The sequence below is a fragment of the Pseudomonas sp. DTU12.1 genome (assembly GCF_009873475.1).
GTDB lineage: Bacteria > Pseudomonadota > Gammaproteobacteria > Pseudomonadales > Pseudomonadaceae > Aquipseudomonas > Aquipseudomonas proteolytica.
The window spans coordinates 2,426,413-2,450,947 of sequence record NZ_CP045254.1; the positions used below are offsets into that span (position 1 = coordinate 2,426,413).

The window sequence follows — 24,535 nt, forward strand, 5'->3', positions numbered from 1 at the left end:
CGGGGCAAGCCCGCTCGCCACAGGCAAGCTCATTGCCACAGAAGGCCTGCCTCAGGTATCAGGCAAAGGCTTTTTCGCTGATGACGCGCCCGGCCTGCATGCGCACCAGTTGGTCAGCCACATCGAAGTAACGGTCGTCGTGGGAGATGACGATGATGGTCTTGCCCAGGCGCTTGAGGTCCGGCAGCAGCTCGGTGTAGAAAATCCGCCGGAAGGTCGGGTCCTGATCGGCCGCCCACTCGTCAAACACCAGCACTGGGCGCTCATCGAGCCAGGCGTTGACCAGGGCCAGGCGCTTGCGTTGCCCGGTGGACAGGTCGGTGGTGGTGAAAGCACCGTCGCGCACGCTGACCTTGTGCGCGATCTCCAGGCGCTCCAGGTATTGGGTGGCGTCGTCGGGCAGGGCCTTGTCGTTCTGCACCAGGTCGTCGAACAGGAAGTAGTCGGCAAAGATCGTGGTGAACATCTGGCGGTAGTCGTCCAGGCCCAGTGCGTCCACGGGCAGGCCGTTGAGGCGGATTTCGCCTTGCTGCGGGGTGTACAGGCCCAGCAGCAGCTTGATCAGGGTGGTCTTGCCGCAGCCGTTTTCGCCGACGATAAACAGGATTTCCCCTGGCTCGATGCTCAAATTGACCGGGCCCAGCTTGAACGGCTCGCTGCCCTCCACGGGCGGGAAGGCGTACTGCACGTTGCGCAGTTCCAGGTGCTTCATCACCGGCACGCTTTTGTCGGCGTCATCGAGCAGCAGGTGCGGTTCCGGCGAGGAGAAGCGCTCCGACAGGTCGGCAATGCGGCGGAAGGCAATTTGCGCGCGGCTGATGATCGGCAGGTTGCCGATCAGGTTTTCCAGCGGGCCTTTCATGTACAGCAGCACCAGGACAAAGCCGCTCATCACCGCCGGGTCCGAGCTGGGCCAGAACTGTTGCAGGGTCAGCGCCAGGCCAATCACCACAAAAAACAGCATCGAGCCCAGGCTCTTGGCGATCACGAAAATATTGATCGAGCGGATATGGGTATCGCAGATATGGTCGGCAGTGCCCTGGATATTGCGGGTGTGCATGGCGTGCCGGCGCGGGCGGTGGATACGCAGTTCCTTGGCGCCCTCGGCAATCGCCGAGTAGTGTTTTTGCAGGTTGTCTTCGGCGTCGCGTGCCGCGTAGAAGCCCTTGATGCCTTTGCTTTGGGCCACGAACTGCACCGCCGAACCGATCCCGATGGCCAGCAGGGTCATCAGGAAGATCGGCCAGGACAGCACCGCCAGGTAGCCCAGGCAGCCAAGGATCACTGTGGTGGAAATCGCCAGCGGGGCGAAAGCGAAGGCGAAGTCGCTGATGGTGTCGACGTCGTGGGTCAGCACCGGGATCAGGCGGTGGGTGCGATAGCGCTCGATCTGCTCGATGGGCGCGGCGAGCACCTTGGCGCCGAGGTCCTTGCGCAGTTTGGCAATCACCTTCTGCCCGACGAAGTTGGTGCCGATATCGGCGCCGATACTGCTGAGCAAGGCCAGCAGGCACAGCCCGGCGAAGGCCAGGACCACGCCGGTACCCATGCCGTCGGCGCTGTGCAGGCCGCGGTTGACCGTGGCCAGCAGCGCGGTGACGCTGAGGCCGCCGATGATGCCCAGGGTGATGGAAGAAATGACAATCCGTCGATAGGGCTTGAGCAGGCTCAAGAGTTCGCGAATGGCGCTGCGCGGTGCTGCGGTCATGAAACTACCTCGATCGCGACGTGGCTACGTGCTGTGGGCAAGTGAAGGCCTGCGTGCGCAGGTTTACCGCTGGCAGGCCGATAGTAGGAGGACGAGTCGGGTGGGGCGCGATTTAGCCTCGCGCCGAGTTGCGCAGGCTCACAGGTCCCGTGCCACCCGCAAGCCCAGCCAGTCGCCACGCACATTGGAGTAGAGGCTGTTGCGGTTGCCGGAACGGGAAAAAATCGGCGCTTCGCCCCAGTCGTTGCCGCGAATCTGCCGCACCTCGCATTGCCCGGTCAGCCAGGCGCTGCCATCGCTGGGCGCGCCCACATAGCTGTCGTGTTCACAGTCTTCGACCCATTCATAGACGTTGCCGTGCATGTCATACACACCGAACGCATTGGGCGCATAGCTGCCGGCGGGCGAGGTGTAGCTGTAGCCATCCGCCGGCCCGTAGGTATTGGCGTGCTTGGCGATGCCGTATTTCTCACCCTCGTCGAACGGGAACGGGAAGGGCCCGGAGGTACCGCCCCGGGCGGCGTACTCGCGCAGGGACTCGCTGACCAGGCGGTAGTGCTTGCCGGTTTTCTTCGACAGCCAGGCGACATAGGCATTGGCTTCGGCAAAGTCCATGCACACGGCCGGATGCTTGGCGGTGATGGGGTAGCTGGGCTTGCCAGCCGTGCATTTGCGCCCTGGTCGGTCGTCGCCGTCGGGCATTTTATAGCCGGTCTCTCGTATAAAACGGTCCCACTCGCCGGCCAGTATCTGGAAGCGGCTGATGGCCACGGGTTTAGCGAAGGTCACGTCATGGATCGGCCCCTCATCGGGCTGGCGGCCGACTTCATCGTCCGGGGTGCCCATCTTGAAGGTGCCGGTGGGCAGCACCACCATTTCCGGGCAGTGCTTGCAGTCCTTGAACACGGTGCCGGGCTTGGGCGGTGTTGCAGCCTGGGCGGCTGGTGCCAGGCAGGCCATCAATGCCGTCAGGGCCAGGGACTTGAGCAGCGTTGGGGTGAGCGGTTCATCGTTCATGAGTCGTCTCGATAACAAGAAAAAGGCGTCAAAGGGTTTTGTCGAGCAGCGCCAGGAAGCGGTCGACTTCATCTTCGGTATTGAGCAGGCCCGGCGCAGTGCGCACCACCGGGCCGACATCGCGGTCCACCGCGTCGCTGATGACCCGGTTGCGCATCAGGTAGGCGGCCACCTTGTCGCTGTCCTGGCCCTTGACCCGGAAGAAGCTGAAACCGGCCGACAGTTGCGGGCTGGCGGGGGTGACCAGCTCGATGTTCGGGCGTGCCTGCAAGCGGTCCTTGAGGTAGGTATTGAGGCTGTGAATGCGCTGCTGGACCTCGGCCTTGCCCAATTGCAGGTGCAGCTTGAAGGCCTCATCCAGCGCCCAGCGGTGCTCAAAGGCGTGATAGCCGCCGGGGGAGAAGGAGGTAGCAAAATCAGTGTCTTCGGAGAACGTCGGCAGGCTGGGGGTGAGGCTGGTCACTTGCTCCGAGGCGGCGCATACCAGGCCGGTGCCCCGTGGCCCAAACATCCATTTATGGGTGCCGGCAATAAAGAAGTCACAGTGCATGTCCGGGAAGGCCAGGTCTTCGACGCCAAAGCCATGCACGCCATCCACCACGTAGAGAATGCGGTCCTTTTCGTCACGCCCCTGGTTGTGGCGCTTGACCAGTTGGCCGATTTCGCCGATTGGCAGCTTTACGCCACTGCCCGACTGGACCCAGGTCATGCCCAGCACCCGGGTATTGGGGCGGATACTGCGCTCTATGCTCGTCAGCACTTCATCGACCGACACGTGGTGGGCGTTGGCGAACAGCTTGATCTTGCGCACTTGGGTGGCGTCACGCTGGGTGCGGAACGCGAGGATGCTGTCGGTGGAAAAGTGTTCGTGCTCGGTGGTCAGGATTTCCTGGTCGGGGCGCACGCGCAGGCCGCCGTAGATCATCGCCAGCCCTTCGGTGGTGCTGCCGGTGAGGGCGATCTGGCCGGGCTTGGCCTGTAGATAGCGCCCGGCCCATTCACGCACCTGGCCTTCGCGTTTCCAGGGTTCCTGCAGGTCCCAATCCATGGTCAGGCCGGGGTTGCGGTCGATGGCGGCGCGGTGACGCTCGATGGCCTCGCGTACCGGTCTTGGGTGGGAGGTGATCAGGAAGTTGGAGAAGTGGATGTAGTTCGGGTCCTGGTCGAACAGTTGGCGCAGGCCGGCCCACTTATCGGCGGGTGCCTTGGCGCTGGCGGCCTGAACGTCCAGGCTGGCCCCCAGCGGCAGGCTGGCGGCGAGGATGCCAGCCTGTTTGAGAAAGGTGCGGCGGTCGCTCATGGCGTCTGCTCGCTTGGCGGCACGCCGGGCTTGGCGGACTGTTGCACCTGTTCCCAGACCCGCAGGAAATTGCCGCCCCACAACTTGGCGATATCGGCTTCGGAGTAGCCACGGGTGAGCAGTTCGGCGGTCACGTTGCGCACCTCACTCACATCGTTCCAGCCCTTGACGCCACCGCCTTCGTTGAAGTCCGAGGCGATACCGACGTGGTCGATACCGATCTTGCGTACGGTGTAGTCGATGGCATCTCCCAGGTCCTTGAGGCTGGCCTTGGGCTCCTCTTCGAGAATGGCATAGAGCTCGCTGGCGTATTCGCCGAACTTCTGTTCCGGCCAGGCGGCAATGATCGGGTCGCCGGGCATCAGGGCCATCGCCAGGTTGGGCAGGGGCGGCAGGTCGAAACGCGCGCGCAGTGCGTTGAGCTTGTCCTGGATCGGTTGGCTCAGCGGGCGCAGGTACCCGCCGAACGCCACCACTTGCACCACGCCGCCGCTGTTCTTGATCAGTTGCAGTTCTTTGTCGCTGAGGTTGCGCGGGATATCCACCGAGGCGCGGGGCGCGGAGTGGGACGCGACCATGGGCGTGCGGCTCAACTGCGCCACTTGCTCGAGGGCGGTGGTGGACATTTGCGACACGTCGATGATCACGCCCAGGTCGTTCAGGCGCTGCACCGCTTGCTTGCCGATGGGTGAGAGGCCGCCGAGGGCGTCCGGCGAGTCATTGAAAAACGGCAGCGGGCGCGAAGAGTCGGCCCAGCTGTTATTGCCGATGTAGCTGAAGCCGAACATGCGCATGCCTCGCGCCGTCCACATGTCCAGCAGGTTCAGGTCATTGCCCAGGGGGTAGGCGTTGAGCATGCTGATAAAGACCGCAAACTTGCCCTCGCCATGCAGGCGGCGCAAATCGGCCGGGGTGTAGGCAATGCCCACCTGGTTGGGAAAGTCACGAACCATGCCGGTAATGATCTTGTAGCGCACCTCTTGCTGGTTTCGGGCCTCGTCGACAAAGCCTGCGGTGGGTTTGTGCGGCGCGTTGGGGCCATTCCACAGTTCGGGCCAGCCGAAAACCGTCAGCGCCGCCCCCGACAGGCGCCCGCGACTGGCCTTGGCCAGGTCGAACTGGCCGCTGCCGTCCTTGTCTGCTTCATGCCCGGCGGTGCCGAAGTCCAGGGGCACGGTGATATGGCTGTCGAACGAAAGCAGGCGGTCCTGCAGTTCATTGGCCTGCTTGATCACTTCCAGCGAATAGCCGGCGTTGCCGCGAAACCAGTGGTCCCAGGCAAAGCCTGCGCCGGCAGCGATGGCCAGGGCCAAGGGCAGGCCGATGTATAGAGCCTTTTTCGAACGTGGTTTTGTCATTGCCATCTCAGTCGGTTCGCCTTTGAGGTGCAGGCGCAAGGGGCCTTTGCTATCTGGGAAGAACGAGCGCAGGCCCGGAAAATTTAAGTATCCCCACCATCAACGGTGGGAGCCGGCTCCCACAGTAAATTTGCTGTCCGGCAAAACGTTCTAGCTTGGATAAAGCCTGCTCCAAGGCTGACACAGGTAGGAACATGACGATTTCTCGACGAGGGTTTATCGCAGGCCTGGCGCTGACCGGCGCCGCCGTACCTGCAGCCTTTTATGCCCATCGCGAGTTGACGCGTGAGGAGTTCCCCATCACGCCCGAGGAAGCCACGGTGGATCTGGCGAGCACCGCCGGCCAGCAGTTGGCGAACAGCCTGCGCGGGATCTGGAGCCTGCGCCTGGAAGGGCGTGATGCCGGGCTGCAAGGCTTGCCCCTCGATGATCTGCAACTGTTTATTGATATCGCACCGCGTGGCCGCGGCGTGCGCGGCTACCTGGACACCGCTGGGCACCTGCGGGGGCCGGATGAGCCGCGCTATCAGGTCCTGGGTGATCTGGTTCCGGGCAATGCAGCGCTGCTGTACTGGCGCCTGATCGACCGCGACTCGCCAGATGGCATGCCGGCCTATGAATTCAAGATGAGCCTGGACGAGGTATGGGACAGTTTCGGCAATGCTGGCAGCGGCACCCTCAGCGGGCAGATCCTCAACCTCGACCGGCCCCTGGCAGCGTTGGAGCTGGATAACCGGTTTGTCGCCACCAAGCAGTTGTTCCCCGAAGCCCGCGAACGAATCGGCCTGAACCCTGCGCTACTGGCCTGGTTGATTGCCCCCGAGCACCGCCTGTTCCACCAGCTCTGGCACGCCTCGCGGGACCAGTGGCACAAGCTGCCCGAAGACAAGCGCAATGCCCTGCGCGGTATCGGTTGGCAGCCCGGTCCACGGGATAACGAGCGCGACGCCCGTGGCCCGCGCAAGGATCGCAATGGTTCGGGTATCGACTTTTTCTTCATGCACCGGCACATGCTCGGCACCGCGCGTTCCCTGCAGGACTTACCGTCCTGGCCGCGCTTCCCGCAGCCCCAGCCAGAGCTTGAGCGTGATCGCCAGGGCTTTGCGCGCTACTTCGACAATCACGATGGCTTCGCACTGCCGCCGACCTGGACGGCCAGTGGCGACGAGCAGTACAGCCAGTGGGTCAGTGATATCAAGGCGGCCGAGACCTATCACAGCAACTTTCAGGTGTGGGAGTCGCAGTACCGCGACCCGCGTTACCTGGCCAAGTTGACCCTGGGCCAGTTTGGTTCCGAGGTTGAGCTGGGGCTGCACGATTGGTTGCATATGCGCTGGGCGTCGGTACCGCGCGACCCGTCCAATGGCGCGCCGGTGCCCTTTGCCCGGGATCCGGCGGATTTTGCGGCGCGTTGGTATGAGCCTGAGAATGACTTTTTGGGCGACCCGTTTTCCTCCCATGTAAACCCGGTGTTCTGGCATTTTCACGGTTGGATCGATGATCGCCTTGAGGATTGGTTTCGCGCTCATCAACGCTTTCATCCAGGTGAGCTGAACCGCCTGGAGGTCAATGGTGTGCCATGGTTTGCGCCTGGGCGCTGGGTTGAGGTGGGTGATCCTTGGCTGGGGCCGGATACCCATGGTTGCAGCACCACCCCGGGACTGCAGATGGGCCGCACCGTGGAAATGGACCCAGAAACCATGAAACTGGCGTTGCGCATCACCTTCGGTGCCGATGACGAAAAACTGCAGGACTTGTTCCGCAAGGTGCCCAAGCGGCCGTGGTATGCGCGACATTTGAAGGTCAAGGAACGCACGATTTGACCGCCGCGTGTGTGGGCTTTTTGTGGCTAGCTGGCTTTTTGTGGCGAGCGGGCTTGTTGTGGCGAGCGGGCTTGCCCCGCGCTGGGCTGCGAAGCGGCCCCCCCCTAAACCTCCCCGCGTTTATTCAGGCAGACCGAGGCGCCTGGTTTTAGGGCTGCTTCGCAGCCCAGCGCGGGGCAAGCCCGCTCGCCACAACAAGCCCGCTCTCCACAGCAAGCCCGCTCTCCACAGCAAGCTCGCTACCTGTTAGATATCGGACGCCTGCCACCCGCCGCCCAGCGCCTTGTACAGCGCAATACTCGCCGCCAACCGCGCTTGACGCAGTTGCACGTTCAAATCCTGGGCGGCATACAGCGTGCGCTGGGTTTCCAGTACGGTAAGCAAGTCCTCCGCGCCAGCCTCGTAGCGGCTTTGGGCGATGCGGAATGCGGTCTGCGCCTGATCCAGTTCCTCGCGCTGCCACTGGCGCTGTTCGTCCAGCCGGCGAATGCTGCTCAGGGCTTTTTCCACATCGGCAAAGCCATTGATGATCGCTGCGCGATAGGTTTGCAGCAGTTCATCCTGGCGTGCCGTGGCCTTGTCACGTTCGGCGCTGAGGCGGCCGTTGTTGAAAATCGGTGCGATCAGCCCGCCCGTGAGGTTGTAGAACGGGTTGCGCAGCATATCCGCGGCGCGGTTGGCGCCGGAGCCCAGGTTGGCGGTAAGGGTGATGCTGGGCAGCATGGCAGCGCGGGCGACAATGATGTCGGCCTGGGCGGCCGCCAACTGCGCTTCGGCACTGGCGATGTCCGGGCGGCGGCTGAGCAGGTCGCTGGGCACGCCGGCAGCGATGCTCGGCCAGCGCAGTTGATCAAAGGTCTGTGGCGTCAGTTGCAGCGCCTGCACTGGTTGGCCGAGCAGGGCGGCCAGGCTGATTCGGGCAGCCTCGGCGCGCTGGCGTACTTCGGGCACTTGGCGTTGCTGCGCGGCGACCAGGCTCTTTTGCTGGGCCAGTTCAAGCTGGGTGGCAGAGCCGGCTTCATAACGGGTCTGCACCAGCTTAAGGACGTTCTGCGCATTGGCCAGGTTGAGTTCGGCGATGCGTTGTTGCTCGTACAGGGCCAGGAGCTGGGTGTAGGTGGTGGCCACGCCGCTGAGCAGGGTCAATTCCACCGTGGCCCGCTCGAATTCACTGGCGCGCACCGCCAGTTCGGCACTGTCGCGCGCGGCGCGCTTGCCACCCCAGAAATCGATCTCGTAGGTGGCCGTCAGGCTGGCATTGAAGTAGTCCACCGCGTCATTGTTGTTGTCGGCGTCCAGTTCGCTGTAGCCCTTGCCGCGCAGCAGTTTCTGGCGGTTGGCGTTGAGTCCGCCCTTGAGTTCGGGCAGCAACGGCGCGCCGGCCACCACGGCGCCGGCCTGGGCCTGACGCACTCGCGCCACGGCGCTGGCCAGGTCGAAGCTGCCCCTGCGAGCCTGTTCGATCAGTTGGTCGAGCTGCGGGCTGGCGAAGGCTGTCCACCATTGCTGGTTGGCGTGCAGGGCGCTGGCCTGGTTTGCTGTGGCCCAGGCAGGGGGTGGTTGCAGGCCGCTGTCCGGGCGCTGCGCCGGGCTGCTGCACGCGGCCAGCAGCAGGCTGGCGGCGACAAGGGTCAAGTGCGCTTTCATAGGGCGATCATTCACTGGTAAGGGCCGTGACCGGGTCGAGCCGGGCTGCTTTGCGGGCGGGCATAAAGCCGAAGATGACGCCGGTGACCAGGGCGCAGGCGAAGGCGCCCAAGGCGGCAGGCAGCGAGAAGGCGACGGCCACGCTGCTGAGGATCAGCGCGCCACCCACCAGCAGGGCCAGGCCGATCCCGGCCACCCCGCCAACCACCGTGAGCATCACCGCTTCGGTGAGGAACTGGCGCAGGATGTCCCGCTGACGGGCGCCGGTGGCCATGCGGATACCGATTTCCCGGGTACGCTCGCGGACGGTCATCAGCATGATGTTCATCACCCCGATGCCGCCCACCAGCAGCGAGATGGCGGCAATCGAGCCGAGCATCAGCGACAGGGTGTTCTGGGTCCGGGCCTCGGCCTGGATCATCGCGGCGTTGTTGGTCAGTTCGAAATCGCGCTTGCCGTTGTGCAGGCGCAGCAGCAACTGGTCGATGGCTTTTTCTGCCTCATGCACTTTGCGCGCGTCGGCGGCGGCAATCACCACGTATTCCGGGTTGTAGCTGCCGAACAGGCGGATACTCGCGGCGGAGTAGGGGATGGCGATACGATCGTCGCTGTCCTTGTCGCCGGAACTGGCGCCTTTTTCGGCGAGCACGCCGATCACCTGGAACGGCACGTTTTCGATCAGGATGTATTGGCCGATAGGGCTGGGCAGGTCCTTGAACAGCTTGTCGCGTACCCGCTTGCCAATGACCGCAACGGTCGCGGCGGCGCGTTCGTCAGCCTCGGTGAAGTAGCTGCCCTCGACCACCGGCCAGTTGAAGATCGCCGGGAAGTTGGTGTCGTTGCCACCCACGTAGGCCATGTGGTCGACGTTGCCGAAACGCACTCCGGCCTCCGCGCCATTGACCGGCATGATGCGCTTGACCTGCGGAAGCGCGGCCATCGCGGCGACGTCGTTCATGGTGATGATGCCGGGCGGTGTGCGCGGGTTGGGCGCCGAGCCGCTGACATAAAGGATATTGGAGCCAAAGGCGCCCATTTGCGCCATGACCTGGCGTTTGCTGCCTTCACCCACCGCAAGCATCACCACCACCGAGGCTACGCCGATAATAATCCCCAATAGGGTCAGGGCCGTGCGGAAGCGGTTGATCCACATCACCCGCCAGGCCGCCTGCACCGCATCCAGCAGTTCGGCTTTCCACGCACCGTTGTGCTCGGCGCCATCGGCCAGGCGTTGGCGCAGGTCCACCGCTTGCAGGGCCTTGGGGTTGGGCTCGGCGGCAGGTTGGTCGTGGGTGTTGGGGGTGTCGCTGATGATCAGGCCGTCGCGGATTTCGATGATGCGCTTGGCCCGGGCCGCCACTTCGCGGTCATGGGTAATCAGGATCACCACGTGACCCTGGCTGGCCAGCTCGTCGAGCAGGGTCATGACCTCGGCGCCACTATGGCTGTCGAGGGCGCCGGTGGGTTCGTCGGCGAGGATGATATGGCCGCCGTTCATCAAGGCCCGGGCAATCGACACCCGTTGCTGCTGGCCGCCGGACAGTTGGTGCGGGCGGTTGCCGGTGCGCCCGGCCAGCCCCAGGCGGGTCAGCAGGGCGGCGGCGCGGGCGTGGCGCTCGGCGGCGGGCGTGCCGGCATAGATCGCCGGCATCTCGACGTTTTCCTGGGCTGAGCCGGAGGGGATCAGGTGGTAGCCCTGGAATACAAAGCCAAAGGCCTCGCGGCGCAGCCAGGCCAGTTCGTCGGTGTCTAGTTGAGCAACATTTTCCCCGGCGAACAGGTACTGGCCGACGGTGGGGCGGTCGAGGCAGCCGAGGATGTTCATCAAGGTGGACTTGCCGGAGCCCGAGGCACCGACAATCGCCACGAATTCCCCGGCATGGATCGACAGGTCGATCCCGCGCAGCACGTCGACCTGAGGCGCATCACCGCCACCGTAGGATTTGCGGATGTCCCGAAGTTCGATCAGCGGCGTCAACATTCAGCCTCCGCTGCTTTGGGCGGGGTCGATCAGCAGGTGATCGCCTTCGTTGAGGCCATCGAGGATCTGGATGCGCAGGCGATCACTGATACCGACCCGCACCTCGCGGTCTTCGATGCTGCCGTCCTTGGCCACCACGCGGGCCAGTTGCATGTCGGGGCGGGTGCCGCCTTGCAGGGCTGCAACCGGCGCAGTCAGCGCATTGGTGACGCGGCTGGCGACGAAAAACACCTGGGCGGTCATTTCCGCCATCAAAGCGTTATCGGCATTGTCGACATCCAGCAGCACGGTATAGAGCACCACGCGGCCGCTGCCACTTTTGCTTGAACTGCTGGGGCTGCCACCGCCCTGGCTGGTTTCGTTCAGGGGCTTGGGGGGGACCGGCAGGATCTGGCGCACGGTGCTGGTCCAGCGCCGGTTGCCACCGCTCAGGGTTGTGAAATAGGCCTGCATGCCAGGTTTGACATGGCCGATATCAGCTTCCGAAACTTCCGCCCAGACGGTCATGGGCGACAGGTTGGCGATCCGCAGGATCAGCGGCGTCTGCTGCTGGCTGTTGAGGGTCTGGCCTTCGCGGGCATCCACGGCGACTACCGTGCCGGAGATCGGCGCGTAGATGCGCGTGTAGCCCAGCTCGGCCTGGTCGACCCGCAGCGTGGCCTGGGCCTGGCTGATCTGGGCCTTGAACATGTTGATGCGTGCCTGGGTGGCGTCCAGTTCGGCCTGGGCAGTCTGCACGTCTTCATCGCGGGTGGCGCCACCTGCGGCCAGACGTTGCTGTCGCTGGAACTTCTGCTGCGCCAGGCGGTTTTGCGCGTGCTGCTCCTGCAGTTGGGCTTGCAGATTGGCGATGGAGTAGCGAGTGGCGTCGAGCTTGGCTTGTTGGGTGGCGGGATCGATCTCGACCAGCAGGTCGCCTTCCTTGACCTGGGCGCCGGCTTCGACGTGAATCCGGCGGATCTGCCCCGACGCCTGCGCGCCGACATCGACGTAGCGCCGCGGCTGCAGGGTGCCGAGGGCGGTCACGCTGCTTTCGATATCGCCCCGGTGTACTTGCAGGGTGGCAAATTTATCCCGACCGGGCGGGATCAGTTGCCAGGCGGCGAAGGCGGCCACGGGGATCAGGCAAAGTGCTGCCAGCAGAGCGCGCCGGGTGTGTCGGGGACGGTTCATGCACGGGTTCCAGCCAGGAAAGTTCGGACCGCAACTCAATCGCCCGCAAGGGCAGAGACAGGCGCGGGAAGCTGTCAGGTAAACGAGGTATTTGCTCTGAAATTTAACTGCTTACATACGCCGTTACAGCTGGGCGAAACGCCAGTATTGGACGGCGAGGGTGAGGCAATTCAAATCTAGATGAGAATTACTATAAATTAGAAGAGCCCAAACTGCCATCACTGTGCGGCCACGGCAGCTACCTTCGTGGCTGCTGGAGTGAATCAGGTGCGGGCCTTAAATTTTTTTTCATTGTCCTCGTTTCCTATCAACACATGGCCTGTTGTTCAGCAGGTCGCCCAGGCTTTCCGCCCCACCGCCACGGGGCTTATCCAGAGGACACTGGAATGACACAGGCAATTGCATCGCCCGCGGTTCACGACCTGATCGGTATTGGTTTCGGTCCTTCGAACCTGGCGCTGGCCATCGCCCTGCAAGAGCGCGAGAAAGCCCAGGGCAAGCTCGATGTACTGTTTCTCGACAAGCAGGCCGACTACCGCTGGCACGGCAACACCCTGGTGAGCCAGAGCGAGTTGCAGATTTCCTTCCTCAAGGACCTGGTGACCCTGCGCAACCCCACCAGCCCCTATTCCTTCGTCAATTACCTCAAGGCCCACGGGCGCCTGGTGGACTTTATCAACCTGGGCACGTTCTACCCGTGCCGCATGGAGTACAACGACTATCTGCGCTGGGTCGCCGGGCAATTTACCGAGCAGAGCCGCTATGGCGAAGAAGTGCTGGCCATCGAGCCGATCCTGCATCAGCAGCAGGTCGAGGCGCTGCGGGTGATCTCCCGCGATGCTCACGGCGAGCAACTGGTGCGCACCGCGCGCTCGGTGGTGGTCAGTGCCGGTGGCACGCCACGTATCCCCGAGGCGTTCAAGGCGCTCAAGGATGACGGGCGGGTGTTCCACCATTCCCAGTACCTGGCGCGCATGGCCCAGCAGCCCTGTGTCGAGGGCAAGCCAATGCGCATTGCGATCATCGGCGGCGGGCAGAGCGCGGCGGAGGCGTTTATCGATCTGAACGACAGCTTCCCTTCGGTGCAGGTGGATGTCATCCTGCGCGGCTCGGCCCTCAAGCCTGCCGATGACAGCCCGTTCGTCAACGAAGTGTTCTCCCCGGAGTTCACCGACCTGGTGTTCCAGCAGCCCAGCAGCGAGCGCGAACGCCTGGTCAACGAGTACCACAACACCAACTATTCGGTGGTGGACCTGGACCTGATCGAGCGCATCTACGGGATTTTCTATCGGCAGAAAGTCTCGGGCATCGCCCGTCACGCCTTCCGTACCCTGACCACCGTGGAAAAAGCCAGTGCCGGGCCACTGGGCATCGAGTTGGTGGTGCGTCACAACGCTACCGGCGAGACCGTGATCAATCACTACGATGCGGTGGTCCTGGCCACAGGTTATGAGCGGCAGATGCATCGCCAGTTGCTGGCGCCGCTCGAAGCCTACATGGGTGAGTTTGAAGTGAGCCGCGACTACCGCGTGGTCACCGACGAGCGCTGCAAGGCCGGTATCTACATGCAGGGTTTCAGCCAGGCCAGCCATGGCTTGAGCGATACCTTGCTGTCGATCCTGCCGATTCGTGCCGATGAGATTGCCGCGTCGCTGCATCAACATGATCGGCACCTGGGCCAGGGGCGTTCGGTGCGTGACGTGCTGCTGGCCACCGCGAGCTGACAGCCTGGAGGGTCGTTCCGGTGCCCGCGGGAGCGACCCTTGCCTGAACCCTTGCTGAAGAACCCGCCGATTCGCCGCACTGTCACTTTGCTCGCGCAGACTGCAGGCGTAAGCTGCGCCGGTTTTCAACCATAGCGCAGACTTTCGTGAACAGACTTTCGAGTGACAGTTGTCGACCAGGCTTGGCCAGCTGACGCGCATCTTCGTGCCGTTGCCTCGCCGTTAAAGCGAGAAGCGGTATTTCGGTGGCGAACCTCCCTGGTTCCTGCCTTATCCCCCTTTTTTCGACGCTGATTCTGCGGGCAATCAAAGGGAGATTCATCATGCAAGCCCTCAACAACATCAATCTGGATTCCCTGATCGACACCGTGGTCAGCCTTAGTGCCGCCTTTATTCTGGGCGGGCTGATCGGCTTTGAGCGCCAGTTCCGCCAGCGCACGGCGGGGCTGCGCACCAACGTACTGGTGGCGGTGGGGGCGGCAATCTTTGTCGACATGGCCAACCGCCTGGCCGGGGCCGAAGGCGCCGTGCGAGTGGTGGCGTATGTGGTGTCGGGTATTGGCTTTCTTGGCGCCGGGGTGATCATGCGCGAGGAGGGCAACGTGCGCGGGCTCAATACCGCAGCCACGCTGTGGACGTCCGCCGCCGTGGGCGCCTGCGCCGGTGCAGACCTGATCCTCGAGGCGTTCCTGGGCACGATGTTTGTGCTGGCGGCCAACACGCTGCTGCGCCCGATCGTCAATAACATCAACCGCCAGCCGCTGGACGTGGTGTCTGCCGAGGTCACCAACATCCTCTACGTGATCGCCCGGCGTACCCAGCAGCAAGCGGTGATGGCGTTGCTGGAGTCGGAACTGGCGCGCTGTAACTACCCGGCCAGTGATGTTGACGTAAGGCCCTTTGGCAGTGATGAGGTAGAGATCGAGGCCACCCTGGCGGCCAACTCGGTGGATGGCGACGAACTGGATGCCCTGGTCACGCGGATCTCACAGTCGACCCTGGTGGTGCAAGCGTTCTGGAGCCCCAGCACCACGGACTGACGGCAAAGGCTTACAGCGCCTGCCTGGGGCTGTGGCGAGTGGGCTTGTTGTGGCGAGCGGGCTTGCCCCGCGCTGGGCTGCGTAGCAGCCCCAATAAGGCCCATCCATTTTTATCAGATACACCGAGGTGGCTGGTTTTGGGGCTGCTGCGCAGCCCAGCGCGGGGCAAGCCCGCTCGCCACAACAAGCCCGCCTTCCACAATAAGCCTGCTCTCCACAACAAGCCCGTCCTCCACAACAAGCCCGCTCCCCACAACTCGGCGGTTGCCCCCAACTGATCGGAACTAGTCAAAACCGGTTTCTCAAACACCTTGAAAGGGATGCTCCTTAGAGGGGGGAGGCGGCTTTTTGCGTATATTTGACTACGCTTTAGTGAGGATTAGTCCTACATGTCGGTCGGATTTTCCCTTCGGCTAAGGCATCGTTGCGTTGTTAATGTTGCGCCGTTGCACCTAGCCAGGTTCCGTTGAAACGTTCTGTGTAGACAGTGCCGCTGGTCGGAACTGGTACTTTTCACAGGTACAGGGGTTTCGTGTGATGTGTAAGGGTATTGGCGCCGCAAGAATGGCAAGGCGCCAGTAATGCAACTAATCGATGGTGTCTTCCCAGGGAGTCGCATGAGCAAAGCATTAATCGTGGATGATCATCCGTTCATTCGTGCAACCGTCAAGTACCTGTTGCGCCAGGAAGGCTTTGACAAGATTTTCGAGGCTGGCAACGGCGCTGATGCCTTACAGATTGCCAGGGAGCAGCGGCCTGACCTGCTTATTCTGGACTTGGCGATGCCCAAGTTGGGCGGGCTGGAGGTGATAAGCCGGGTCAAGACCTTGGGCCTGCCCTGCAAGATTCTGGTACTGACCTCGTATCTGGCGGTATTTTTCTCGGCTCGTTGCATGCGCGCCGGGGCGATGGGATTTGTCGCGAAAACCGGTGAATTGGATGAGTTGCAAAAGGCCATCAAGGCGGTCATGTCCAACTACAGCTGTTTCCCCAGCCTGCCGACCAGTTCCGTGCGCAAGGACGACTTGCAGACCACGGAACTGCAACTGGTAAAAGGGCTTTCTGACCGGGAGCTGACGGTCCTGCAGAAACTGGCGTTGGGCCTGGGCAACAAGGAGATCGCCGAAGACATGCTGTTGAGTCACAAGACCATCAGCACTTACAAAACACGGTTGAAGGAGAAATTGCGCATGTCTTCGGTGGTTCATCTGTCCAAGTTCGCTCAGCGTAACCACCTGATCTGACATGTCGACGTCTCTTGGCAAGTGGCTCGCGGTACTCTGGCTGGCGAGCCTGTCACTCATTATCAACGTGGCGCTGGGCGCGCCACAGCAACTGCACCTGTTGGGGCACTCGAGTTTCGACGCCCCGCAGCTGCACCTCAAAGAGCCGGACTGGCGTTGGCTGCGCGAGCGCCGCACGCTGGTCATGGGGGTGTCCGCCCCGGACTATGCGCCTTTCGATCTGACGAACAACAACGACGAACTGGAGGGGATCACCGCCGATTACGCGGCATTGATCGCGCAGATGTTGAACGTGACCATCCAGGTCCAGCGCTACGAGCAGCGGGACGACGTCATCGCGGCTCTCAAGCGTGGTGAGGTGGACTTCCTGGGCACAGCCAATGGCTACGAGGCGGCGGATCGGCAATTGAAGCTTTCGCGCTCGTACGCCAACGACCAGCCGACCCTGGTGACGCGTGTCGGTGACAGCCAGGCCCTGAGCGCCGAGCTTGAGGGCAAGCGCCTGGCCATGCTCTATCACTACATGCAGCCTGAGGTAGTGGCCGCCTATTACGCCAACGCCTCCCTGCAGCTTTACCCCTCGACCTTCGAGGCCATTGGTGCCGTCGCCTTCGGCCAGGCGGACGTTTATCTGGGCGATGCCATCAGCACCAATTATCTGATCAACAAAAACCATCTCAATAACGTGCGCATGGCTGATTTTTCCAGCCTGGAGGTCAACCCCTTCGCGTTCGCGGTCGACGGCGACAATCTGCGTCTGCTGCGCATCGTCAATGCGGCGCTGGAGATGATTCCGGTCAGTGAGCAGATGGAAATCCTGCGGCGCTGGAGCTCTGGCAACCTGGGGGTGGTTGGCCGCGAGCGCCTGCGCCTGAGCGCCAGTGAGCAGCGTTGGTTGGACAAGCACCCACGGGTCAAGGTGACGGCGCTCGACAAGTTCCAGCCGTTGTCTTTTTTCAATGAACACGGGCAACTGCAAGGCTTGAGCGCCGAAGTGCTGGCCCAGATCAGCTTGCGCACCGGCCTGAAGTTCGATGTGGTGCGTGGTGATTCACTGCCCCGTCAAGTCAGCCAAGTCAGCGAGGGCAGCGCGGACATGATCGCGTTCATCACCCCGAGCATGGCCCGTGAGGACCTGATCCGCTTTACTCGCCCGTACCTGAGCAACCCGTTTGTGCTGATCTCGCGCGACGATGGCAGCCGTCCGATCACCATCGAGGACATGGCGGGCAAGCGCCTGGCGGTCATCCGCGGCAGCGTCCAGCGCGAGATCATCAGCCGCGAATATCCCGATATCCACTTGGTGGACGCCGAGGATTCCGCGCAGGCCATGGAGTTGGTCGTCAGTGGCACGGCGGACGCGACGGTCAACGCGCTGATCATTGCGCGCTACATCATCGCCCAGCACTACCGTGATCGCCTGCGCATCACCAGCACGGTCGGCTCGCAGCCCGCGCGAGTGGCCTTTGGTGTGGGGCGCGGCCAGTTGGAGTTGTACTCGATCCTGGACAAGGCGCTCTTGAGTATCACGCCCCAGGAGATGGATGAGCTGACCAATCATTGGCGTAGCGAAGTGGTGATTGATGACAGTTACTGGCTACGTCACCGCAACACGATTATCCAGGGGTTCGCAGTGGCCGCGCTGCTGTTGACCATCACCCTCGGTTGGGCGATTTACCTGCGCAGCCTGATTCGCAAGCGCGGCCAGGCCGAGCGCGCGCTGAGCGACCAGATGCGTTTTATGAGCGTGCTGATCGACGGCACGCCGCACCCGATTTATGTGCGTGACCGCCTGGGCCGGTTGATGGCGTGCAACAGTGCCTACCTCAATGTGTTCGGCTTCCGGCTCGAAGATGTGATCGGCAAGACCGTGGTCGAGACTGACACCGGCAACCACCCCCAGGCCCAGTCCTACCACGAAGACTACTTGCGCCTGATGGAGCGCGGAGAGCCGCAGATCCACGACCGTGTGCTCAAGGTACCGGGCGGGGCGACCCTGACCATTTATCACTGGATGCTGCCTTACCGCGACGGTGACGAAAAGGTCGTGGGCATGATTGCCGGCTGGGTGGACGTCAGTGAGCGCCAGCGTTTGCTGGGGCAACTGCAGGAGGCCAAGGAGGGGGCAGACGCCGCCAATCGGGCCAAGACCACGTTCTTGGCGACCATGAGCCACGAGATCCGCACGCCGATGAACGCGGTGATCGGCATGATCGAGTTGGCGCTGAAAAACGCCGAGCAGGGCCGTATCGACCACGATGCCCTGGCAGTGGCCTCTGATGCTTCGCGGGGCATGCTGGAGTTGATCGGCGACATTCTCGACATTGCCCGGATCGAGTCCGGCCACTTGTCCCTGACCCTGGAACCGTCGAACCCGCGCGAACTGCTGGCCTCGGTGGCCCGCATCTTCGAAGGGCTGGCACGGACCAAGGGCCTGATGCTCAAGGTTGATTTGGACCCGCTGGTGGACCGTTACGTGATGATCGATCCGTTGCGCTTCAAGCAGGTGGTCTCCAATTTGTTGAGCAATGCCATCAAGTTTACTGCCAAGGGCCATGTGCATCTGTGCGCCAGAGGCTCGCCGGCAGTCGCCAATGGCTACGTGAGCCTGCGGCTGGTGGTGGAAGACAGCGGGGTAGGTATCAGCGTCGAGGACCAGGCGCGGCTGTTCAATCCGTTTGTCCAGGGGCGCAACACCGACCAGTCGGCGCGCAGTGGCTCCGGCCTGGGCCTGGTGATTAGCCGCAGCCTGTGTGAAATGATGGGCGGCCAACTGAAATTGAGCAGCCGGCTGGGGCAGGGGACCCGCGTAGAAGTCACGCTGTCCCTGGCGGTGGCGTCCAGCACCAGCGCCGAGCATGAGTCGGTTGCACTGGACGCGTCGCCAGCGCACATGTTGAACATCCTGGTGGTGGATGATTACCCCGCCAACCGCCAATTGCTGACCCGGCAACTGAGCTTCCTGGGGCACCGCATCACCACCGCCAACGATGGTGTACAAGGCCTGGAGCGCTGGCAGGCCGAGCGTTTCGACGGGGTGATCACGGACTGCAATATGCCGCTGAAAAATGGCTATGACCTGGCGCGGGAAATCCGTGCCGATGAGCGAGCCCGGGGATTGGCGCCTTGCCTGTTGCTGGGGTTTACCGCCAATGCCCAGCCCGAAGAAACCGAGCGTTGCCTGGCGGCAGGGATGGATGGTTGCCTGTTCAAACCCACGGGGCTGGAGGACTTGCATGCCGCGCTTGCGTCACGTACCGCCAAGCCGTCGGTCCAGGCCGAAGTGCAGGCTGATGTCATGCCGGATATGGATTTGAGTCGGTTGCTGGCGTTGACCGGCTCCGACGTGGACGCCGTCAAGGAGTTGCTGGCCCCCCTGCTCGACAGCCTTGCCGCCGACCGTACGCTACTGCAGGCGTTGGCCAATAAACACGACTATGCCCAGTTGCATGACCTGGCTCATCGCACCAAGGGCGGGGCGCGCCTGGTCTCGGCCCAGGTATTGGTCAGCCACTGTGAGGCGCTGGAAGCCGCCTGTGAACAGCGCGACCCTCAGGCATTGGCCGCTGCGGTGGCGGGCGTGCAGCAAGCCATTGACCAGTTGCATCAGGCCCTGACGGACTACTGCGATCATGCTTAAAGGTAGGATTTGGGAGAAATCCTACGCTCTGGGGGAACTCCGCTGATTTTGTAGACCATTTATGTCTGGAACAGTAGCGCTCCTTCCGGCCACGAGCGCGACCTGCTCAGGGACTTGCCATGCCCACCAAAGCACTGACCATCCTGATCGCTGATGAACAGCACCTGCAACGGCTGCACATCGAAAAAATGCTTAACCAGTTGGGCTATTACCGGATCGTCCCGGTGCAGACTGTCGAGGAAGTACTGATCCTCACCGACATCCCGGCCGAGCCCTTCGATGTGCTGGTCATCCATGCGGGCCTGGCCGCCAGCGCCGGCGGGGAGTGGGTGCTGCGCCAGCAACATCCGCAGGTGCGCCATGTGCTGGTCTATGCCGACCAGGACCTGGAGCCAGCGGTCTCTCTTGCGCCCCTGGTCCTGATGCGTTTGCCAGGCGCGCTCGACAGTGTCGCCCTGGAACACTTCATGGGCATCATCGACCCGCCGTCACCGGTCAGCGGCTTGCGGGTCTTGCCATGGCTGCGGGAACTGGCGCGCAGCCCGGCGGTTTAGCTCAGTCCCATTGCGGCGCAATGCCCTTGGGGCTGGTCAGGCGATGGCCACGCTCAAGGCCGTTGATCTGCGCCATGTCGGCTTCGCTCAAGGTCAGTTGCACGGCCTTGAGGTTGCTCTGCAGGTTGGCGCGTTGGGTCGAGGACGGAATCACCGCATACCCCGACTGCATGGCCCAGGCCAGGGTGACCTGTGCGGGCGTGGCCTGGTTGCGCTGGGCAATCGCCTGGATCAGCGGGTCTTTGAGCACTTCGCCGTAGGCCAGGGTCATGTACGACGTAATCTGGATACCGTGGCGCGTGGCGAAATCCACCACGGTGCGGTTTTGCAAGTACGGGTGCAGTTCGATCTGGTTGGTGGCGATGTTCTCGGCACCGACGGCGGCGATGGCTTCTTTCATCAGCGCCACGGTGAAGTTGGAAACACCGATCTGCCGGGTCAGGCCCAGGCGCTTGGCTTCCAGCAACTGCCCCATGAACTCGGCGACGGGCACCTGGTTTTGCGGTGATGGCCAATGGATCAGAGTCAGGTCCAGATAGTCGGTCTTGAGCTTGCGCAGACTTTCCTTGAGGCTGGGTATCAGTTGGCCTTCGGCAAAATTGGCGATCCAGATCTTGCTGGTAATAAACAATTCATCGCGGGGGATACCCTTGTCGGCGATCGCTTGGCCGACATCGGCCTCGTTCTCATAGATCTGTGCGGTATCGATGGCCCGGTAGCCCAAGTCCAGGCCGGTACTGACCGAATCGATGACCACCTGGCCTTGCAGGCGGAAAGTGCCAAGACCGAATGCGGGAATAGACATGAATGACTCCTGTTGTGGCATGAACAATGGCGTTGAGTATCAGCCGCACGCTCCAGCGCAAACACCCACGATTGTTCAAATCACTCTTGACCAGAAGTCATGAGTCCCATTGCGGTGATAAGACGAGCTTGCAGGGACAGAGGGCTACCCACCACTGGCCTTTCTTGTGGCGAGTGGGCTTGCCCCGCGCTGGGCGGCAAAGCCGCCCCAACAGCCTCACCACGTTCTACCAGATACACCGAGGTGGCTGGTTTTGGGGCTGCTGCGCAGCCCAGCGGGGCACAAGCCCCCTCGCCACAACTGTCGGTTTCTACAGAGCTTTGAGTTGGCGGGCCAGGTCCAGCACCACTTTGCCGCTGCCGACATTGGGCACCAGGTGGGTAAACGGGATATCGATCATGCGGTTTTCCCGCACGGCCCGCAGGCGCGACAGCACCGGGTCGCGGGTCAGCAGCTGGCGTTTACGGCTGGCCGGGGACCATACGGCATCGGCCAGCAGAATCACGTCCGGGTCGCTCATCAATAACGTCTCACTGCTGACCGTGACCCGGTATTGATTGATTCCGGCCAACAGGTTGCGAGCCCCGGCCGCAGCCAGCAGGGCGCTGACGAAACCTTGCCGGCCCTCGCTGTCCAGGCCGTTGACTTCACTGTCGAGATAAAACACCGACAAGGGTTTTGCCGGCTTGGCCAGTGCCTGGGCGCTGGCCAGGTCGGCGTCCAGGGCCTCGATCAGGTCGCGGGCCCGCTGCGGTTTGTGCAGCAAGTTGCCCAGGGTCTGCAGGTCGGTGCGAATGTGGCCGAAGTAATCCAGGGAGCGCCCGGCACACGCCGACTCCAGCAGATACGAGCCCACGCCATTACCGGCCAGCCCGGTACGCGAGGTGATGCCGTTGCCAAAGGCCGTGGCAAAACCGCCCACCACCAGGTCCGGCCGTTGCCCATATAACACCTCGCTGGCCGGATAGCGCGGGGCAATCACCGGCACACCGAAGTACCTGCCCTGTTTATGCGCGGCACCGTTGTCATCCAGGTACGCCACGCTTACCAGCGCCGGGCCGGCGCCCAGGGCCAGCAGCATATCGGCGGCGTGCTGGTTCAGGGCGACGATGCGCGACGGCGGCGCATGGGGCAGTTGCCAATCCTGCTGGCAATTGCGATAGCCGTCCGCCAGGGCCGATGCACTGCACAACAGGGCGATGGCCAACCCGCCCAGGCGTCTCATGGGCGCTCCCGGATCAACAGCTCTTCGACCACTTCACCGCCCACCAGGTGCATATCCACCAGGCGCACGGCGTCGGCCTTGCTGTGTATCCCATACCAGCAGCGCTCCGGGTATACCGTGAGCACCGGCCCCAGGTTGCACGGGAACTGGCAATGGGTCCGCGTGAGCAGTACACCACCGGGCACTTCGATGCGCTGGTGTTCCAAGAGGCGCCGACGCAGGGTTTTCCATAGTTGCAAGGCGCCCCGCTGGGTGCAGCGCGGGCCGGTGCACAGCAGCACATGGCGGGCATGCTCGGGGATGCGGGACCAGTCGGGGTGGGTGTCCACCCCGTCGATTTGGGTGATCTCAGTCATCAGAAGCGATACGTGTAACGCACCTCAGAGGTGAATGGCCGGCCCAGGTTGTCGACATTGCTGGAGCGGCTGGTGACGTAGTCGCGGTCGAACAGGTTTTCTACCAGCAGGCTCACGCGGTGCTGGTGGGCGTTGTCGAGGTAGCGATAGGCGTCGGCGTCCACCACCGAATAGTGGCCGTATTCGACTCTTTTCGAGCTGGTCACATCGTGGATATAGCGGATGGCCGCGCCGACGCCCCACAGGCGATTCTGCGATTCGAACCCCACCCGCGAGCGGGCGAAGAAGCTCGGCACATCGTTGATGGTGACCCCGGTGCGCGACTCGGTCAGGTTGCGGGTCATGTCCGCCTGCAGGCTCCACTGATCGTTGAGCGCCAACTTGGCATCGGCTTCGAAGCCGCGCACCTGGATCTGGCCCTGGCCGTTGACCCACTGGATGTCGTCGAGGGTGATCAGGTCGGTGATCTTGCGCTTGAACAGGGTCACGCTGGTGCTGAACTCGCGGTCGGCCAGCAGGCCCTTGTAGTCCAGGCCCAGCTCGGCGTTGCGGCTTTTCTCCGGCTTGAGGTTGCGGTTGCCGATCTCGTCGCCGGGTTCGTTGACGAACAGTTGCTCGGCATTCGGCAGCTTGTAGGCCGTACCGTACTGGCCGCGCAGGGCCCAGTTGGCGTTGAGGTCGTAGAGCGAGGTGAGCATGCCGACCGTGGCGCTGTCGCCGCCGCTCATGGTTTCGTGGCGCACGCCGAGGCTCGGATGCCAGTCGGGCAGGGCGTCGATCTGCGGGCGCAACTGGGTGTAAACGGCGTGGGCTTCGGCCTTGTTATTGTCGATGACCAGCACATCGTCCTGGCCCTTGAACCACTGGTTATCGGTACCGAATACCAGCATATGGCCGCCTGCAAGCTCGGCCTTGCCCTCGGCCTGCACGCCCCAGTCGGTAAAACCCCAGTAGTCGTTGTGATTGCGCATCACGGTGCCGCCGTTGGCGGTGTTGTTGACCCGTGAGTAGCGGGTATCCCAGTCGTTGATATGGCCCTTGACGAAGTAGCTCAGCCGCTCGTTGATGCTCTGTTCGAAGGTCGCCGTGGCAATCTGCTGCACGCGGTCGTTGGTGGTCTTGCGGTTGTTGGTGGCGCCGGCGAAGTCCAGGTTGGCATCGGTGTACTGGTAAAACAGCTCCAGGCGCGAGTCATCGCCAAAAGACTGGATGGCCTTGGCGCCGAGTGTGGTGACTTCGTAGGAGCGTTTCTTGTCGGTGACGTTGCTCATGTCGCGGTTACGAAAGGGCTGGTAGCCCTCGGACACGTTATGGCTGACATAGGCCAGCAAACCCAGGTCGCCCAGGCCATTGCTGAAAATCCGCTCGGCCCGGGCATCGCCGGTGGTGCCGCCAAAGGTATCGACGCCCAGGTTGGTTTCGCCGGATACGTCGCGCGTCTGCGGGCTGCGGGTGACGATGTTGATGACCCCCGCCACGGCCTGGGTGCCGAACAACAGGCTCTGGCCGCCCTTGAGCACTTCGATGCGTTCCACGGCGTTGGCCGGCAAGGTATCCAGGTACAGGCCACCGTACAGGCGGTTGTTCAGGCGTACGCCGTCGAGCAGGATCAGGGTGTCGTCATTGCGCCCGCCCAACAGGGAATAGGTGCCGTAGTCGAACGGGCCGTTTTTCGGGGCCACGTAGAAACCGGGGATGAACATCTGCATCGCCCGCGTGATATCTGCGCTGGGGCCGGCGCGTTCGATCTGTTGGCGGGTGACAATTTCGACCTTGCTGCCGTACTGGGCCATGTCGGCCACGGTGGTGGATTCCACCGATGGCGCGGAAACGGTCTGTGCCTTGAGTTCCAGGGCACTATTGTCAGCGAGTAGCAGGGGACTGAACAGACAACCCAACAGCAAGGTTGGGCCAGAAGTGACGCCGCGTTGAAAAATCAT

Annotated in this window: 17 protein-coding genes; 6 read left to right on the forward strand and 11 right to left on the reverse strand. The window is 62.8% G+C overall.

All coding sequences use genetic code 11. From position 1 onward, the window contains the following. Positions 1 to 58: 58 nt before the first annotated feature. The 4 genes from GDV60_RS10645 to pvdM all read right to left on the reverse strand — a co-directional run bounded on the left by GDV60_RS10645 (position 59) and on the right by pvdM (position 5,383). A complete protein-coding gene (locus GDV60_RS10645) occupies positions 59 to 1,708 on the reverse strand; it encodes a cyclic peptide export ABC transporter (protein WP_070995218.1) in 1,650 nt (549 codons plus the stop codon). A gap of 138 nt (positions 1,709 to 1,846) precedes the next feature. Continuing rightward, complete coding sequence (locus GDV60_RS10650; protein ID WP_159907088.1) at positions 1,847 to 2,725, reverse strand: formylglycine-generating enzyme family protein; 879 nt, start codon at positions 2,723 to 2,725, stop codon at positions 1,847 to 1,849. A 28-nt stretch (positions 2,726 to 2,753) separates the two neighbouring features. Further along, positions 2,754 to 4,025: an aminotransferase class V-fold PLP-dependent enzyme gene (locus GDV60_RS10655; RefSeq protein ID WP_159907090.1), complete on the reverse strand. Its 1,272-nt coding sequence runs from the start codon at positions 4,023 to 4,025 to the stop codon at positions 2,754 to 2,756. Continuing rightward, positions 4,022 to 5,383, reverse strand: coding sequence for a pyoverdine-tailoring dipeptidase-like protein PvdM (gene pvdM, locus GDV60_RS10660; protein WP_159907092.1), 1,362 nt, complete (start codon positions 5,381 to 5,383; stop codon positions 4,022 to 4,024). The genes GDV60_RS10655 and pvdM overlap by 4 nt, the downstream gene beginning before the upstream one ends. A 194-nt stretch (positions 5,384 to 5,577) precedes the next feature. Here pvdM and GDV60_RS10665 point away from each other — a divergent pair, with 194 nt between their 5' ends. Continuing rightward, the gene (locus tag GDV60_RS10665) at positions 5,578 to 7,206 is read left to right on the forward strand and encodes a PvdJ/PvdD/PvdP-like protein (RefSeq protein WP_159907094.1); all 1,629 of its coding nucleotides are present in this window, start codon (positions 5,578 to 5,580) and stop codon (positions 7,204 to 7,206) included. A 246-nt stretch (positions 7,207 to 7,452) separates the two neighbouring features. Here the strand turns inward: GDV60_RS10665 and GDV60_RS10670 are convergent, their stop codons facing one another. Genes GDV60_RS10670 through GDV60_RS10680 form a run of 3 tightly spaced genes read right to left on the reverse strand, consistent with a single transcriptional unit; the run spans position 7,453 to position 12,007 of the window. After that, positions 7,453 to 8,853, reverse strand: coding sequence for an efflux transporter outer membrane subunit (locus GDV60_RS10670; RefSeq protein WP_159907096.1), 1,401 nt, complete (start codon positions 8,851 to 8,853; stop codon positions 7,453 to 7,455). Positions 8,854 to 8,860: 7 nt separating this feature from the next. Continuing rightward, positions 8,861 to 10,834, reverse strand: coding sequence for a MacB family efflux pump subunit (locus GDV60_RS10675; RefSeq protein ID WP_029293127.1), 1,974 nt, complete (start codon positions 10,832 to 10,834; stop codon positions 8,861 to 8,863). After that, a complete protein-coding gene (locus GDV60_RS10680; RefSeq protein ID WP_159907098.1) occupies positions 10,835 to 12,007 on the reverse strand; it encodes an efflux RND transporter periplasmic adaptor subunit in 1,173 nt (390 codons plus the stop codon). A gap of 386 nt (positions 12,008 to 12,393) precedes the next feature. Between GDV60_RS10680 and GDV60_RS10685 the strand changes: the two genes are divergently transcribed. The 5 genes from GDV60_RS10685 to GDV60_RS10705 all read left to right on the forward strand — a co-directional run bounded on the left by GDV60_RS10685 (position 12,394) and on the right by GDV60_RS10705 (position 20,209). Beyond that, entirely contained in the window at positions 12,394 to 13,731 is a 1,338-nt protein-coding gene (locus GDV60_RS10685; protein ID WP_159907100.1) for a lysine N(6)-hydroxylase/L-ornithine N(5)-oxygenase family protein, read from the forward strand. A 323-nt stretch (positions 13,732 to 14,054) separates the two neighbouring features. Further along, entirely contained in the window at positions 14,055 to 14,771 is a 717-nt protein-coding gene (locus tag GDV60_RS10690; RefSeq protein WP_029293117.1) for an MgtC/SapB family protein, read from the forward strand. A 617-nt stretch (positions 14,772 to 15,388) separates the two neighbouring features. Then, positions 15,389 to 16,015, forward strand: a complete 627-nt coding sequence (locus tag GDV60_RS10695) for a response regulator transcription factor (protein ID WP_104912069.1) — start codon at positions 15,389 to 15,391, stop codon at positions 16,013 to 16,015. 1 nt (position 16,016) lies between these two features. Beyond that, a complete protein-coding gene (locus GDV60_RS10700; RefSeq protein WP_159907102.1) occupies positions 16,017 to 19,655 on the forward strand; it encodes a transporter substrate-binding domain-containing protein in 3,639 nt (1,212 codons plus the stop codon). 119 nt (positions 19,656 to 19,774) lie between these two features. Next, positions 19,775 to 20,209 (forward strand): chemotaxis protein CheY, encoded by a 435-nt coding sequence (locus tag GDV60_RS10705; RefSeq protein WP_092235494.1) that lies wholly within the window; start codon positions 19,775 to 19,777, stop codon positions 20,207 to 20,209. Between the two features lies 1 nt (position 20,210). Here the strand turns inward: GDV60_RS10705 and dkgB are convergent, their stop codons facing one another. The 4 genes from dkgB to GDV60_RS10725 all read right to left on the reverse strand — a co-directional run bounded on the left by dkgB (position 20,211) and on the right by GDV60_RS10725 (position 24,535). Next, the gene (gene dkgB / locus GDV60_RS10710; RefSeq protein ID WP_029293109.1) at positions 20,211 to 21,014 is read right to left on the reverse strand and encodes a 2,5-didehydrogluconate reductase DkgB; all 804 of its coding nucleotides are present in this window, start codon (positions 21,012 to 21,014) and stop codon (positions 20,211 to 20,213) included. A gap of 310 nt (positions 21,015 to 21,324) precedes the next feature. Next, positions 21,325 to 22,239, reverse strand: coding sequence for an ABC transporter substrate-binding protein (locus GDV60_RS10715; RefSeq protein WP_159907104.1), 915 nt, complete (start codon positions 22,237 to 22,239; stop codon positions 21,325 to 21,327). After that, entirely contained in the window at positions 22,236 to 22,595 is a 360-nt protein-coding gene (locus tag GDV60_RS10720; RefSeq protein ID WP_029293105.1) for a ferredoxin, read from the reverse strand. Before GDV60_RS10720 ends, GDV60_RS10715 begins: the two co-directional genes overlap by 4 nt. Further along, a complete protein-coding gene (locus tag GDV60_RS10725; protein ID WP_159907106.1) occupies positions 22,595 to 24,535 on the reverse strand; it encodes a TonB-dependent siderophore receptor in 1,941 nt (646 codons plus the stop codon). The genes GDV60_RS10720 and GDV60_RS10725 overlap by 1 nt, the downstream gene beginning before the upstream one ends.